We start from the raw sequence: 15,666 nt of genomic DNA on the forward strand, positions 1-15,666 counted from the left end.
TAACTAATCGTTCCAGAACGATCAGAACGATTAAAATAGCAAGCCAATGACGACCACAGATTACAGATACGGCTTACACTCCAAATACGGCAAAGGCTACTGCCCCTCCTGCGGGCGTAAGTCCTACGTACCCTACATTGATAAGCGCACCAATGAACTAGCGCCGGAAGAGTTCGGCCGCTGCGATCACCAGACAAGCTGCGGTCACATCCTTTCACCATACACCAAAGGCCAAGGCAGACAAAGCTACGCCGATGAGGTTTACGATCAGGAGCGCCAGCAGTGGCAGCAAGACAACCGCTATCCCATTGATGGACCAAACCGTCAGCGATCAACCGGACCCCGCACGCCGGTTGCTCCACCCGAGCCGCGACCAGTGATTTTGCAGACCATGCCGCAGGATGTGTTTACGCGATCGTTGTCCGGTTATGAGTCGAACAACTTTGCCAAGCTCCTGATGTCGCACTTTGGCTCGGAGGTAGCAACCTCCCTGATTGACCGGTTTAAACTGGGCACTTACAAAGCAGACTACGAACTCGCTTACTGGACCGATAAACGATATATAACGCAATCGTTCGGTAAGGGCGGCGCCATCTTTTGGATGCTCGATGCCAATGGCCAGGTATACGGAGGGCAGGGGGTATTGTTTGATGAGAACGGAGCCACAGTAAAGTTCAAAACGCCAACCGGCGATAGTGATCGCTGCAACCGGCCCATTTCCTACCTGGCCAAACGGTATCTAAAAGATCGGAAAATGCCAATTCCGGACTGGTTGACCCGGTACGAAACGACGGAAAACAAGTTCCCCTATCCGTTCGGGTTGCAGCAACTCGCCACCGCGCCCAAAGGCCAATCTATCGCAATAACGGAGAGTCCCAAAACGGCGATGCTGGCGGCTGGCTACTTTCCGCAACTCTGCTGGATGGCGATATGGTCGCTCAGCTATCTCAACAAAGACCGTTTAGAACCACTCCGACATCGCACCATTGCTCTATTCCCGGATTGCAGCAAGGACGGCAAAGCTTTCGACGTTTGGAAGCAGAAGGCTGATGAACTGAATGCTAATGGATTCCGAATAGTAGTCTCAGATTATCTCGAGAAAAATACCTCCGACGAGCAGAAAGCAAAGGGCTATGATTTGGCTGACTTCATTTTAGGTGAGTGGAAAGGATACCCACCTTCGTGGGACCGGAAACCTGGACAAATACCAAACTGTCGACTCATTCCCAGTCTCAACCGGTTTTACTACGCCAAAATCACCGGCATTTCGCCAGATCGGGTTTATTCGCTGGCCCCAATTTGTGAATTAAACAATTAACATTTTATAACTCCAACAATCATGCGAACAGATGCAATCGTACATGTCTTTTTGAAAATCGAAGTAGGTGATCACCAGCGGGGTTGGTTAGACTTCAAACTCCATTATTATCCAGCCTACGTAGTCGGCCAGGAATTGCTCGTGGCGTCTGATGTGGCTGGCGGAATAACGCTTTTGGAGACCTTTCGAATTAAAGAGATCACGCATAGTGCCGGTCCTATCGATCACCGAGACAGCACCTGTACCCCTTCAGTTAATCTGTTGGTCGACGTAATTGACCGGAAAGAGGTCGATGATCATTATAGCCGGGAACAGACAGAGGCTTTCATGCTGAGTGCCGATGAAAAGGAGCAGCTTTTCGAGCTTGAAACCTTCGTATAAGGAAGATACAATTTAAATGGTGGGTAGTAATGAAAGGGTGCTGGATATTCTGGCACCTTTTCTTCTCATTGCATTCGGCTGCGCCCAACAAATGTTAACCTTGTTCAAATCCCAACAGAAAAGTCAGGAGTAAAGTATGTGGTCGTGACTTTCCAATCGAACGTTAAATCAAAACGCCCGACAGCCGAAGTCCTAAACATCCATTTCCATTCCGGTTCCTACATACACCCAATTGGAGTAAGCCGGATTAGACAAATAAAAATCAAAACATAGGCCGGTACAACAGGTTATATCCAAATAGGATTGATAGCCAGACCAACCATGAATATATTTTCTCTATTGACCATTTTAAGTTTTTGCCTAAACGGTTCAGGAAGCGAAGTTCAACGTAAAGATGCTCCTATTTCAGCACCTTCCAAATCCGTCACGGTTGCCCAGGGTGAAGTCGGTCGTTGGGCAGGAAACTGTCTTCGGTGTAGCTTTGAGAAACGCGTTTGGCCCGCTGTCATGGGCACTTGCTATTATCCGGTAGACATGGACATGAAGTCCGGTAGTTATACCATCTCCCGGCGAACTACTGGAGGGAAATTAGAAACGGCACAGATCATTGTCACAGAAACGCCTTGCCGACAGGAGGATCTCAAAAACTTTCCCAAAAAAGAATTTGTCGATGTATCGGCAGTGAACCAGGCCCGGGCGGCCAAAGAAGCCGCGGTGATTGGTCCCCTGATTGGATATAAACCGTCGGTGCGGCCTGCGGTTTTTGATCTGCCAGTTGGGAAGCCCGTTAAGAATTTACCGAAAGGCGAAGGCAATTTTGGCGCTTGTAGGACCTTAGATGGGCAGCCCCGGGACCGGCACACCGGACAGGATTATCCAGTAAGTGTGGGGGAGCCAGTATTGAGTGTTGGCAATGGTCGGGTCGTACTGGCAGCTTCACATTTTTACAGCGGCAATGCCGTCTACATCGATCATGGAAATGGCTTGATTAGCGAATACTTTCATTTGAAGGGCTTTTCAGTCAAGGCTGACCAAACGGTGACCAAAGGGCAGAGAATCGGTGTGGTGGGAGAAACGGGCCGGGTAACAGGGCCTCACCTGCACTTGGGAGTGCGGTGGCACGGCGCCTGTATCAACCCGGGCTTTTTACTGGTTGATCCTTCTGATTTGCCAGAGGTGAAGTAAATTTCAAATAATGGGTTGACAGAAAGGTCAAACTCAAAACGGTTGATTTAAAAGTGAATCATCTTTAAAATGTCAATGGCAAATCTTACAAGCCCGGTATCCCATCCATTTGGCATCTGACAAGGAAATTCGACTAATTTTGTGACTGCACCGTTTCAATCCCCGACATTCGTACGAATGGTAAGCGTAGGCACTTCGACTCTCACAGATCGATACTTTGGACTCTACATGGTAGGAAAGTGTAGTGGCCGAAATCAGCAAGATTGAGAGAAGCTGCTTCATGGTTCAAATTTCCAGTTGTTGTGAACGACGGGCTAATTTGATCAACTTTATTTACTTTGGCAACTTATGCAGATCACTAGTATAAAGCGCGTTATGAATGTACTACTTTCTTTGATGGTGGGATATTTTTCTGCTTTAATCGACTGCCGGGCCCAGGAACAGTTTTTGGGGAAGACCCTCAAAGAGGTCCAGATCCAGTTGAGTAAGGGCCAAATCCGGTATGAGGAACATATGTCTCCAACGGGGGATGCGACTACCCTTTCCTATAGCCCATCCGAACCTAATCGTAAGCGATTTGATCTGTACACAGCCCATTTTTTGAGGTTTCGCCAAGACAACAAAAACGTCTGTGATCTCATCATGAGTTATCCAATATTGCAGCAAAACTGGTTGGCCGATACGCTGAAAAACAGGCTAATTCTATCCGGATTCAAAAAGGTCGACGATTCAATATTCTGGAATGAAACCCGGAATTGTTTAGCCCAACTGGAATACGTAAATGATTTGAACCCGTATACGCAGCAGCCGACGAAAGTCAAAATGCTCCGCGTTACGTTTACGCCAGGTTCAAACAAGCCGAGTAGGCAAACCCAGAATGACAATTGATTGAAAACCTTGCTATGAATTACTCATCATCAATGTCATCTGCTGGTGACAAAGGAGTAGCCGAAAATATCGCGGATGGTAAAGTCACCGTTCCTTCTGCCCTCTGGAAGGTGATCGTCATCTTACCGGTAGGAAGTGATGACCTCAACCGGATCAGCGCCCAGACGCGGGTTATTGCCGTGTTTATACCGAATACCAACGCATTCGGCGAAAAGCCCTGGAGCAGCTACCGGGTCAGCGTTGATGAGATCGAGAGCCGGACCGGATATGATTTATTGGCTAATGTTCCGGATGCCGTCGAGTTAGTGATCGATTTAAATGAAAAGTAGGAATACAATTAATTTTGTTATACATAAATATAGAATAATTATAAATTACTTCACAATACTATTTTTAATGCTAAAAATTACTCTACCACTATTGTATATCAGTATATTGTCATTTAGCTTTGAATTTCAAAGTACTTCCAAATGAAAGGTCATCAGGATTACATTCGAGATATAGTTGAAATACGCTCAATGATGGAGCGCACCTCTAAATTCCTGTCTCTTTCCGGATGGGCTGGTATTATGGGAGGCCTCTATGCAATTGTAGGAGCTTACATTGCCTATGAAGTGTTTGATTTCAATCCTGATGTAATAGAATATAGTTACCCAAAATCTGAGAGCTTTTCTTCCAATTTGCTGAAGGTATTTTTTTTAGCCCTTATTGTCCTGATACTGACTATAAGTACAGCTATTTTTCTCTCCTACAAGAAAGCTATTAAAAGGGGTGAAAAGCTTTGGAACACTACCGCTAAGGGACTATTAATTAATATGACTGTTCCACTTATTGCGGGGGTGCTTCTGATCCTCATTTTGATCTCAAAAGGATTGATCGGGTTTATTGCTCCATTAACTTTATTATTTTATGGATTGGCACTCTTTAACGCTAGTAACTTTACCTATGAAGAAGTGAAAAGTATTGGACTTATTGAGATTGGGTTGGGATTGATTAGCATCTACTTTGTTGAATATGGGTTATTATGCTGGGCCGTAGGATTTGGCGTAGTCCACATTATATATGGCATTTATTTGCATTACCGGTACGAAAGGTGAAAATATCAATTGATGGTTTACATAAAGCATTTGAAAGCAGAATCAGGCTGGGCATCATGTCTGCACTGGCTGTTAACGCTAAGCTTGATTTCAATTCGCTGAAAGACTACCTCGATGTGACCGATGGGAATCTGGCGAGCCATTTAACGGGACTAGAAAAAGAAGAATTTATTGGCGTTGAAAAGTCGTTCGTAGGCAGAAAACCAAATACTAAATACTTCATGACAAAAGAAGGTAGAAAAGCGTTCGATGATCATCTTAAAGTACTGGAAAAGCTAATAAAGGGGGTTATTGAATAAGGTATTATGTATTGAAATAAAAGATTTGAAGTTTGCAATTAATAAAGTGTACACGAACATCTATTTTCATTTATTAATCATGTATGGTACAAACCTGCTAAAAACCAATTTATTATAAGCCTCTTTTTTTTAGTGCTAGCTTTGAATTTCAAAGTTCTTTTAAATAAATTTTGAAGGACATAAAACCATATAAATGATAGAAAAAATAGGAACCGGTAGTGAGTGTTTTGAAAGATTTGCAGTCAGTACCCAAATACTGAACAAATACGTCGGCATTTATTCAATTACTTGAGATCCTATAAAATCTATGATCATCAGAGACGGCACGACGCTAAACGTGCAGCCACTCGGCCAATCCGCTGTACCGCTCGAAACTACGGCGCAGAATAAGTTTAGGATCGAAAGTGAGTGGATTGTTTTTGTAATCAATGCTACATAAAACCAGATAATTGTCGTATGAAACAGCCAGTGACGGGTTTAAATGTAAGAAAAATAACATTAATAAAAATAGGCAACTAAGGTATGGAATTGCAAATAAGTAATATCTCCAAAACTTATCCCAACGGCGTTCAAGCGCTGAAGAACGTGACCCTTACTATCCCCAACGGCATGTATGGCCTTCTTGGACCGAACGGTGCCGGTAAGTCTACACTTATGCGAATCCTGGCCACCTTACAAGAGCCAGACGCTGGAAGGATCAGTTTGGGGAACATCGATGTGGTGAATCAGAAGGACGAAGTGCGCAAGACCTTGGGCTATCTCCCCCAGGAGTTTGGCGTCTACCCGAAGGTAAGCGCCGAAAGTCTGTTGGATCATTTTGCCATTCTGAAAGGCATCACAACCCGCAGGTCCCGACAGGAGGTCGTCGAGGCACTCCTGCGGCAAACCAATCTCTGGGAGGTTCGCAAACAGAAACTCGGTGGCTATTCGGGGGGGATGCGCCAACGCTTCGGTGTCGCCGTAGCGCTGCTGGGCAATCCGAAGTTGATGATCGTGGACGAACCGACCGCCGGTCTGGATCCGGCCGAACGCGTACGCTTTCTGAATTTATTGAGTGAACTGGGCGAAAACAGCGTGGTGCTTCTCTCCACGCACATTGTGGAAGACGTGAGTGAGTTGTGCACCCGCATGGCCATCATCAACAGGGGCGAAATCGTACACGAGGCCGAACCGCTGAAGGCCATAGAAGGACTCAAAGGGAAGATCTGGCGGAAAATTGTCGAAAAAAGTCTCTTGCCGCAGGTGGAGCTGGAGCATAAAATCATTTCCACCAAACTCCTGGGCGGACGCACGGTCGTCCACGTGTACAGCGGGGAAGAGCTGACTGGTTTTGAGTCGGTGCCGCCTGATCTGGAAGATGTTTACTTCAGCGCCATGGCGGGTCATTACCCGCAACGAACTGGCCACCAACCGAAATAAGACTATCCATAATCATGAAGTTCCGGGAAATCTTTCGCTTTGAGTTCGCCTACCAGGTCCGCCGACCCTATTTCTGGCTCTTCTTTATTGTTCTGGTCTATTTGAATTTCCTGATGACCAGAGACCGGGCCGTCTCCGATGCTCTTTTCGAGGAATTTTTTATCAACTCACCATTTCTCATCGCAAATACCGCGGTATTTGGCGGCCTGATCTGGCTGATGATGGCCGCGGCCGTAGCCGGCGATGCGGCCGCACGGGATGCCGGGAGCCGAATGTATCCACTGATCTATACCACTTCCATCACCAGGGCCCAATATCTCGGCGGGCGTTTTTTGGCGGCATTCGTTCTCAATTCCCTGCTCCTGCTGGCCGTACAGGCGGGGATCCTGCTGGGCATCTACTTGCCGGGCGTGGATCCTGAGTTGATTGGCCCCTTCCGACCGGCTGCTTTTCTGACCGCTTACGCCTTTCTATCATTGCCGAACGCGTTCGTGGCGACGGCATTTCAATTCGGGCTTGCCATCCAAAGCGGAAGGGCCATGGTCAGTTACTTCGGCAGTTTCATTCTCTTCTTCATGGGCTTTTTCGTGGCGTCTTTCCTACTTTATAAGCAGGGTCTTGGGGCACTATTGGACCCGATTGGAATTCGGTTCATCGTCGAAGACATTGCGCATTTGTGGACAACCGTTGAAAAGAAGGAGCGACTGCTTAACCTGGAGGGTATTGTCCTGACGAACCGTCTCCTGTGGCTTGGCGTTGGTCTGGTCACGGTCGCCGTTACCTATCTGGGTTTTCAATTCACTCATCGTTTGGGGAGCACGTCGCGGTGGACACGCCTGAGCCTTCCTTTCCGTAGCCTTAAGGCGGTCGGAAAGAATAGGAATACTATGTATTTGCCGGGGATCAGGGCCAGCACGTCAATCTGGGTTCCGAACAGCCCACGGACATTCGGCCTCGGCATGCACACCCGTCAGACGCTCACCCTGGCGTGGACGTCGTTCCAAACGATCGCGACGAGCTGGGCCGGACTTGCCCTGCTGACGGTTATCCCACTTCTGACCATTCCGGTGGTGGTCGATCAAATGGAATCCAACGGCGTTCCCCTGGTTCCCACGACCACGCGGGTCATCAGCGAGTTGACGGCTCCGCTGTCTGCCGAACTGAGCCGTTGGGTGATCATCCCGGCGCTCCTCATTTTCTTTGCCGGTGAACTGATCTGGCGGGAACGGGAAGCCGGGCTCGGCGAGATCACCGACGCAATGCCGGGGTCTGAATGGGCACCGTTCCTGGGCAAATTCCTGGGGCTCGGACTTCTGCTCGTCGCCTTCACCACGCTGCAGATGTCCGCGGGCCTGTTCGCTCAAGCGATACTGGGTTACAATACGTTTGACGTAGCGTTATACCTGAAAATTCTCTTCGGACTTCAGCTTCCCGAATACCTCCTTTTCGCGCTGCTCATCCTGGTGATCCATGTGCTGGTGAACCAGAAGTACGTCGGTCACCTGGTGGCGACGATCACTTACGTTTTCATCACCCTCTCCTCCCTCTTTGGAGTCGATCATGATTTATTCGTCTACGGAGCTGGTCCGGGGTGGTCATATACGGAGATGCGCGGCTTCGGCCCTTCGATGGGTCCCTGGCTCTGGTTCAAGCTCTACTGGGCGGCCTGGGCGGGGCTTCTGGCCGTCGTGGCGAGACTCCTCTGGGTACGCGGCAGGGAGGAGGCTCTCCGGTTTCGGCTCAAGGTGGCGAGGCGCCGTTTCGTCGGTTCAACGCCCTGGATGGCCGGAACGGCGGTGGTGCTCATCGTCGCACTCGGCGGATTCATTTTCTACAACACCAATGTCCTGAACCAGTACTTAACTGTTTCAGAAAAGAAGTGGCGACAGGCCGAGTACGAGCGACGCTATGAACGCTACGCTGGTATTCCTCAACCCGAGGCAACGCGCGCCAGGCTGCAGATTGAGATTTATCCTGAGCGTCAGAAAGCAGAGATCCTGGGATCATATTTGCTCATCAACCGCACCGCAGTGGCCATCGACTCCATCCACCTGGCGATCGTGCCGGGTGTCACGACCCGCACCGACTTCAACCGGAAAGCCACGCTCGTGATCGCCGACGAAGACCACGGCCACCGGGTCTACGTGCTGGACCGCCCGCTCCAACGGGGCGACTCGCTGCGGCTCGACTTCGAGGTGACTATTCAGTCGCGCGGCTTCCGGGAGACTGGAGTCGATCCTTCGGTAAGCTCGAATGGGACCTTCTTCATGAATACGAACTGGTTTCCCGCGATCGGCTATCAACGCCCCCGTGAACTGATCACGGCCACCGACCGGCGCGAGCACGGGCTCACTCCGCGGCCACTGATCGCTTTTCTCAACGACGAAGAAGCGTATACCGATCGGGGCCGGGGCATGACCCTCGACGTGGTGATGGGTACTCAGGGTGATCAGGTCGCTGTCGCACCGGGAAATCTGCGCCGAACCTGGACCGAACTGGGGCGTCGCTATTTCCACTATTCAACCCAAGCGATCGGCGGTGAATGGTGCTTCTTCTCCGCCAATTATGCGGTGCACGAAGCCTGGTGGGAAGATTCCGATGATCCGGGAAGGGCAGTCGAGATTCGAATTTACCATCACCCCCAGCACACGGCGCACCTGGACCGTACACTAAGGAGCATCCGGGCTTCCCTGGATTACTATTCAAAGAATTTCGGCCCCTACAAGCGCGAGTCCCTGAGCGTGGTCGAGCGGCCCGGGAATGGGACGGGCCTGCATGCCGATGCCGGAATGATCACCCACGGGGAAGGATTCACCCTTTGGAATCCGAAGGATGATGGCCGGAGCCACGATCACCCTTACGCAATCGTAGCCCACGAAATGGCCCACCAGTGGACGGTTCCGTATGCCGCCGTCGAAGGAGCACCGGTGATGTCGGAGAGCCTGGCCTGGTATTATGGGATGAAGGTGGTGGAACATAGCCGGGGGCCGGAAGCTCTTCAGCGGCTTTTCAGCTACATGTGGCAGCCGCATCCCTACTCACCCATTTTTCGGGGCGAACCGTTACTCCGCGGGCTGGATCCGTACCTGTCCTACCGAAAAGGACCCTTTGCACTCCACACTCTGAGCGAGTACATCGGCGATGAGCGCGTCAATGGGGCACTGCGGAACCTGCTGGAAACCCATCGACCGGTCGACGCTCCACTAGCGACGACGCTGGATTTATATCGTGAGCTGCGGGCGGTGACACCGGACTCCTTACAATATCTGCTGCATGATCTCTTCGAGGTGAACACGTACTGGAAGCTGGAGACGGAGCGGGCTGCGGCAACGCCCACTAAAACCGGCAACTGGCAGGTGACACTGGATGTGGAAACGCATAAGGTGGTGGTGGATAGCGCGGGGGTGAAGCAGGAAGTACCGATGGACGAGTGGATCGAGGTCGGGGTATTCGCGCCGGACCAACCTGGTGAGAAAAAAGAACCGCTCTACGTCCGGAAGCATCGCATCCATTCCGGCAGGCAGACGATCATTGTGACCGTGCCCCGCAGGCCCGCCCGTGCCGGCATCGATCCCGACCACGTGCTCAACTGGGAGGAGCGCTCAGAAGTTAATATAAAGAAGGTAACGATTGATTGATCAGGATACAACCATGAAGTTCACAGAAATCTTTCGCTTTGAATTCCGGTATCAGTGGCGCCACACTTCGACATGGCTCCTGTTCGGCTTATTTTTTTTGTTTGGTTTTCTGATCCTGCGAATGGTCACACTGCCCGACGGAACGTACCTGAATGCGCCGGGTACGATCGCCTTCTTTACGGTCTTCGGCAGCGTGATCTGGGTGATCATTGGCGGGGTCGTTGCCGGCGATGCGGCAACCCGGGACAGGCAGACGCGGATGCATCCGCTTATGTACACCACCCCGGTCAGCAAACTTAATTACCTGGGAGCGCGGTTTTTGTCCGCCCTAGCCGTAAATGCCTTGATTTTGCTGTCCCTTTTTGCCGGGTGTCTCCTTTCCTTTTATGGTCCCGGTGCCAAGACGCAATTCGTGGGTCCATTCCGGCTCGCGTCGTATTTTACCAATTACGGTTTCCTGGCCTTGCCAACCGTCGTTGCCACCACGGCCATCCAGTTTACAGTAGCAGCCTTAAGTGGCCGGGCCATCGCCAGCTACGTGGCCAGCATTCTTATTCTCATCTTTTCTCAGTTTGGGGGTACAACGGTTCACTACGCACTGGAGTGGAAGGTCCTGGGCAGCCTGATGGATCTTTTGGGCACCAGCATCGTCGTGGAGATGGAAGGCTGGACGCCGATCGACAAGAATACGCGGCTGATCCTGCTCGAAGGCCCCTGGCTCTGGAATCGCCTGATGTGGTTTGGCCTGGCGGCCGGGGCGCTGGCTTTTACGTACTTCCGGTTTCGGTTGGGCCACGTTATACCGAATACCCCATGGACGCGTATTTTCAGTCGCCGATCCAATCCTGGGCGCTCCCCTGTACTCACTGCTCCGGACGCATCGGATCCAGGCAACCGGGACACCAGTCCGATCAACCTGCCGAACCGCACCCGTCATTTTGGATTCGCCACGGATGTGCGCCAGGCACTCGCCATTGCCCTCTCTTCGTTCGGGATGATTGCCAGAACCCGGGGGGGACTCACGCTGGTAGCCCTGTTGTCTATTGGCACCGGTCTGTTCGCAACCGAATACATGGAGTGGCTGGGGGTTCCGTTGTTGGCCCGCACCGAGGAGGTTTTACGAATTTTAGCACCCGCCCTGAGCAGCCTCAAAACCCAGTGGATCATCATTCCCCAGCTCACCATCTTCTACGCCGGTGAGCTGGTCTGGCGCGAGCGTGAAGCCGGGCTCAATGAGCTTTCGGATACGACGCCGGTGCGCGAATGGGTCCTGCTGCTGGGCAAATTCCTGGGACTTTCGCTCGTCATCATCACCTGGATGGCCTTCCTGATGGGGGCCGGCATCATCAACCAGCTCGTCATGAGGTATCACCATTTCGAGATTGGGGTATACCTGAAGGCGCTCTTCGGCATTCAACTGACCAACTACCTGCTTTTCGCCCTGCTCGTTTACGCGATTCATATTCTGGTGAATCAAAAATACATTGGTCACATGGTGGCATTCGGCGTCTATGGGTACATTCTTTTCGCGTCGATGATTGGCCTTGAGCACAACCTCCTGATCTACGCATCCGATCCGGGATGGTCTTACAGTGACATGCAGGGCTTCGGGCCCTCGATCACCCCGTGGCTGTGGTTCAAGTTCTACTGGGCTTCCTGGGCGTTTCTCCTGGCGGTAGTGGCAACGCTGTTCTGGGTGCGGAGTAAGGAAGGCGGACTCCACGCGCGGTTCCAGCGGGCAAAGTACCGCTTCGCAGCGTACAGGCCCGCTTTTTGGATGGCCGTGGTACTGGTTGCCGGATCCGGTGGTTTCATTTTTTACAACACCAATGGGCTGAATGCGTATTTGAATCAGGCGGATCGCTTGCAGATGCGGGCGGAATACGAGCGACGCTACGGGCCATACTGGAATGCCCCGCGACCCGTTCTGGTGCGCACCCGGTTGCAGGTCGAGCTCTATCCCGAAAAACAAAAGGCTGAAATAACCGGTACGTACCAGCTGGTCAATCGCGGCAAAGTCGCCATCGACTCGATCCACCTTTCCACGATTCCCCACGAAGGGATCGCAGACGTTTCATTCAACCGGCCGGCATTTCCGATGGTGCTGGATGATGAGCTCGGTTACCGGATTTATTCCCTGAAAAATCCGCTCCAGCCCGGCGACTCATTACAAATGCATTTCAAGATGCACATCAAACCCCGGGGCTTCAGCAACACGGGCGTGGATGCCTCCGTGGTCGCGAATGGTTCTCATTTAACCAGTGGCTGGATGCCCGTCATTGGTTACCAAGACGATCGCCGTCTGCGTGATGCGCGTGACCGCTCAACGCATGGACTCGCTCCGCGGGCGGAGAGGCCCTCTCTCTACGATGTTGCCGCGCGCAACGATACCCGTCATGCGGAACAGATAGACTTGGAAGCGATTGTCGGCACCACCCGGGGCCAGATCGGTGTGGCGCCCGGGGCGCTGCGCCGTACGTGGACCAAAGGCGACCGTCAGTACTTCCACTATGCCACCAATGCCCCGATCCACAATGATTACGCCTTTTTCTCGGCGCGGTACGCGGTTCGCGAAGCCCACTGGATCCCCCATTCGCCCCGATCCGGGCAAACCTTCCCAAACCCCTTACCGGGATCGCAGCCGACCGCAAAACCGGTTACGATTCAAATCTTTTATCATCCCGCGCACGACGCCAACGTGGAGCGCATGGTAAAAAGCGCCCAGGCTTCGCTGGCGTATTATTCCCGGGAGTTCGGTCCTTACCCCTACAGTCATTTTCGGGTTTTGGAACGACCGGGGCCCGGGCGTGGCATGCATGCCGAGCCCATGACGATTGATTATCAGGAAGGGTATTCCCTGATGAATCCCCGGCCAGCAGGTCTCGACCTTCCCTACCACATCATGGCCCACGAAGTGGCGCACCAGTGGTGGGGCCTTTTTCTATCACCCGCAGCGGTCGAAGGCGCCGGTGTACTCGTCGAAAGCCTGGCGACTTACTCGGCGATGCAGGTGGTGGAAAAAACACTGGGTTATGAGCACCTGCTGAGGTATTTATCCCAGATGCGACTGGAGTACGAAGTGCCGCGCTCCCGGGCGGCTCCACCCCTGCTGCGCGCCAACAACCAGTTCATGAATTACCGCAAGGGACCCTTCGCGCTGTACGCGCTGAGAAAGTACATTGGAAAGGATCGGGTCAATGATGCGCTCCGGCGGATGCTTCGCGATTATTCGCCCAGTCCGCCCTTGCCAACGACGCTCGATTTCTACCGGGAGTTGCAGTCAGTAACACCCGATTCCTTACAAACACTGCTGCATGATCTCTTTGCGGCAAACACCTTTTGGGAACTGGAGACCCAAACAGCCACTGCCAAACAACTCAAGGAGGGTACCTGGCAAGTAATCCTGGAAGTGGAAGCTCGGAAGATGACCGTCGACAGCATCGGCAAGGAAACCAACGTTCTAATGAAGGATTGGATAGAAATTGGCGTTTACGCACCACCTGTCAAAGGCCAGAGATCGGAAAAAGTTCTCTACCTTCGAAAGCATCGAATTGGCACTGGTAAGCAGACCATCATTCTCACGGTTCCAGAAAAGCCCGGGCGTTCCGGCATTGATCCGAATCACCTGCTGATTGATTTGAACCTAGAGAATAACGTCAGCAAGGTGTCGATCTAAAGTCAAAATGAAGTGGACTTGTCGGACGAATAAGGCAAGACATTGTACCGATCGATAAAAAGCTCGATCACATAACTAGGATTCTTTACGGTGGACATTTAGAATTTAAGACCTGGATACATTTGCTTATACTGTTCCTTGAGTTCAGGAGTCAACTTAGTTACAAAGTCTGCCTGTTTCCGGGCATAGTCGTCGTTCGAATCAGGGGTTGGTTGCGCCAATATACGGTTGGCATTATTCAGCGTATTCTGAATAATTATCTTCTGGTTTTTAACGGATTCTTTTGCCAGATCAATCTGGCTTTGTTGGAGTTGCTGAAACGTAGAATTCGGGCCGTAAGCCTGGTTATACATTTGACGATCATGAATATTTTGCATTCCACCCGCGATGAGCCCCAGTCCGGCCACCTGCCGCCCTTGCTCCCGTTGCAAATCATTGCCGTACAGGGTTCGGGAAATTTCCAGGTCTTGATTGGCCATACTCCCGTACTGGGCAAAGTTTTGGTTTCGCCGTGCCGCATCGGCTGCGGCCAACACAGACTGCTGACCGGCCTGCTGACTGCCCAGGTTATTCAATCCCGCGAGCACAACGCCCGGGTTGGCACCGCCCCCGACACTTTGCGTTAAAGCCCGCACACCTGCGCCATAATTACCGGCAATGTTCTGATTGGCCAGCGCCATTTCTTCGGATGACAGCCCCTGATTCTTTCTGGCCTCCACGGCGCGCTGCCAACTGGTAAATAGGGTCGATGGCTGCCAGTTTGAAACCGGTTTTCTGGCAATAGCTGCCCCGGTAATAATGCGGCTAATATCCATCATGGTACCTAATCCAATGCCGGGTGTCGATGATGAAGACGAGGACGTTCCCGCTACCGGCGTAATTGCCCAGTTTGGTATCTGCGGTTTTCCCATTGTAAACATATTGCCAGCCTGAACCTCCTTCCCGCCCACGCGCCGGGTGGTAATCTCACTCATTGGAGCCGCAGGCACATACGGCTCTGGCCTTAACCGAAGTACCTGGCCCGGTTCGATCAAATTCGGATTGGCAATTAGACTACGGTTGTAATTGAGCATCTCGGGCCGCGTTGTTCCCGTCATCTTTTCAATGCCTGACACTGTATCTCCCTGTTTCACCGTATACGTATCACCTACATACCGTGCAAGTGGCGTGGGCGACGCCGAAGCCCGACGGGAGACCTGTGGAATGGTGGTTCTGCCACCGGTTAAATTGCCACTTCCGGAAGTATCGGTTGGAGGTGGCGGAGAGATGCTCGCCGGACTTGAATTAGAAGAAACCGGTGCAGGGGAATTTGCCGCATTTAACGCCCAGTTCAACACCCGGCCATTGGTCAACCAGGTCGAATACCCACTTTGCAGGGGAGTCTGTACGCCAGACGAACGTAGATGCTGAATCTGATCCCTGTAGAAAGATTCCTCCGGGCTACCTGATTTAGCGGTCCGCAATAGCTCTTCAATTTCCGCAAGCTGGTTGCCTTGATCGATCCCCGGCGTAGGAGCCGGTGGCAAAATACCCACCGCTCGCATCTGCGGAATAAAGTCGGAGGTGCGAGCCGTTTTTTTTGGTTCGACCGGCCCAATGTCGGCAAACCGGGCAAGATCCATCATCCAATGTAGTCCGGGCATTGGATACACTTCACCACCCCGGGCAAAACGCTGGGGGGCAGGGTCCGGCTGGGAGGTCTTCATGGGTTGTTGGGAGATTGCCGGATTTGTACCACGGCTCCCAAGCAAACTAATCTCCTGAT

At 51.9% G+C, this 15,666-nt stretch carries 11 protein-coding genes; 10 read left to right on the forward strand and 1 reads right to left on the reverse strand.

All coding sequences use genetic code 11. The annotated features are described in order from the left end of the window. The first annotated feature begins 46 nt into the window (after positions 1 to 46). The 10 genes from F0P93_RS03690 (at position 47) to F0P93_RS03735 (ending at position 13,901) form a co-directional block, all read left to right on the forward strand. Positions 47 to 1,318, forward strand: coding sequence for a DUF6371 domain-containing protein (locus tag F0P93_RS03690; protein ID WP_138994184.1), 1,272 nt, complete (start codon positions 47 to 49; stop codon positions 1,316 to 1,318). A 21-nt stretch (positions 1,319 to 1,339) separates the two neighbouring features. Then, positions 1,340 to 1,699: a hypothetical protein gene (locus tag F0P93_RS03695; RefSeq protein ID WP_138994185.1), complete on the forward strand. Its 360-nt coding sequence runs from the start codon at positions 1,340 to 1,342 to the stop codon at positions 1,697 to 1,699. A 321-nt stretch (positions 1,700 to 2,020) separates the two neighbouring features. After that, positions 2,021 to 2,884 carry a M23 family metallopeptidase gene (locus F0P93_RS03700; RefSeq protein ID WP_138994186.1) on the forward strand — a complete coding sequence of 288 codons (864 nt, stop codon included), beginning with the start codon at positions 2,021 to 2,023 and terminating at the stop codon, positions 2,882 to 2,884. Positions 2,885 to 3,259: 375 nt separating this feature from the next. Beyond that, positions 3,260 to 3,772, forward strand: coding sequence for a hypothetical protein (locus tag F0P93_RS03705; protein WP_138994187.1), 513 nt, complete (start codon positions 3,260 to 3,262; stop codon positions 3,770 to 3,772). After that, positions 3,769 to 4,101 (forward strand): DNA/RNA non-specific endonuclease, encoded by a 333-nt coding sequence (locus F0P93_RS03710; RefSeq protein WP_225309362.1) that lies wholly within the window; start codon positions 3,769 to 3,771, stop codon positions 4,099 to 4,101. Before F0P93_RS03705 ends, F0P93_RS03710 begins: the two co-directional genes overlap by 4 nt. 141 nt (positions 4,102 to 4,242) lie before the next feature. Further along, the gene (locus F0P93_RS03715; protein ID WP_138994188.1) at positions 4,243 to 4,869 is read left to right on the forward strand and encodes a hypothetical protein; all 627 of its coding nucleotides are present in this window, start codon (positions 4,243 to 4,245) and stop codon (positions 4,867 to 4,869) included. Continuing rightward, positions 4,866 to 5,168 carry a winged helix-turn-helix domain-containing protein gene (locus F0P93_RS03720; RefSeq protein ID WP_255471895.1) on the forward strand — a complete coding sequence of 101 codons (303 nt, stop codon included), beginning with the start codon at positions 4,866 to 4,868 and terminating at the stop codon, positions 5,166 to 5,168. The genes F0P93_RS03715 and F0P93_RS03720 overlap by 4 nt, the downstream gene beginning before the upstream one ends. A 522-nt stretch (positions 5,169 to 5,690) precedes the next feature. Then, positions 5,691 to 6,587: an ABC transporter ATP-binding protein gene (locus F0P93_RS03725; protein WP_138994189.1), complete on the forward strand. Its 897-nt coding sequence runs from the start codon at positions 5,691 to 5,693 to the stop codon at positions 6,585 to 6,587. A 14-nt stretch (positions 6,588 to 6,601) separates the two neighbouring features. Then, complete coding sequence (locus F0P93_RS03730) at positions 6,602 to 10,225, forward strand: ABC transporter permease/M1 family aminopeptidase (protein ID WP_150874981.1); 3,624 nt, start codon at positions 6,602 to 6,604, stop codon at positions 10,223 to 10,225. Positions 10,226 to 10,238: 13 nt separating this feature from the next. Then, positions 10,239 to 13,901 carry an ABC transporter permease/M1 family aminopeptidase gene (locus F0P93_RS03735; RefSeq protein WP_150874982.1) on the forward strand — a complete coding sequence of 1,221 codons (3,663 nt, stop codon included), beginning with the start codon at positions 10,239 to 10,241 and terminating at the stop codon, positions 13,899 to 13,901. A 98-nt stretch (positions 13,902 to 13,999) separates the two neighbouring features. On the opposite strand, the gene F0P93_RS03740 is transcribed toward F0P93_RS03735, so the two are convergent. Beyond that, positions 14,000 to 15,607, reverse strand: coding sequence for a LysM peptidoglycan-binding domain-containing protein (locus F0P93_RS03740; RefSeq protein WP_171062764.1), 1,608 nt, complete (start codon positions 15,605 to 15,607; stop codon positions 14,000 to 14,002). Positions 15,608 to 15,666: the final 59 nt, after the last annotated feature.

This window comes from Larkinella humicola (assembly GCF_008727875.1).
In the GTDB taxonomy this organism is placed as follows: domain Bacteria; phylum Bacteroidota; class Bacteroidia; order Cytophagales; family Spirosomataceae; genus Larkinella; species Larkinella humicola.

Coding starts and splice junctions, on each gene's coding strand:
- F0P93_RS03715 (WP_138994188.1), top strand. CDS start 4,243: ATGAAAGGTCATCAGGATTACATTCGAGATATAGTTGAAATACGCTCA.
- F0P93_RS03695 (WP_138994185.1), top strand. CDS start 1,340: ATGCGAACAGATGCAATCGTACATGTCTTTTTGAAAATCGAAGTAGGT.
- F0P93_RS03735 (WP_150874982.1), top strand. CDS start 10,239: ATGAAGTTCACAGAAATCTTTCGCTTTGAATTCCGGTATCAGTGGCGC.
- F0P93_RS03730 (WP_150874981.1), top strand. CDS start 6,602: ATGAAGTTCCGGGAAATCTTTCGCTTTGAGTTCGCCTACCAGGTCCGC.
- F0P93_RS03705 (WP_138994187.1), top strand. CDS start 3,260: ATGAATGTACTACTTTCTTTGATGGTGGGATATTTTTCTGCTTTAATC.
- F0P93_RS03700 (WP_138994186.1), top strand. CDS start 2,021: ATGAATATATTTTCTCTATTGACCATTTTAAGTTTTTGCCTAAACGGT.
- F0P93_RS03725 (WP_138994189.1), top strand. CDS start 5,691: ATGGAATTGCAAATAAGTAATATCTCCAAAACTTATCCCAACGGCGTT.
- F0P93_RS03740 (WP_171062764.1), bottom strand. CDS start 15,607: ATGAAGACCTCCCAGCCGGACCCTGCCCCCCAGCGTTTTGCCCGGGGT.
- F0P93_RS03690 (WP_138994184.1), top strand. CDS start 47: ATGACGACCACAGATTACAGATACGGCTTACACTCCAAATACGGCAAA.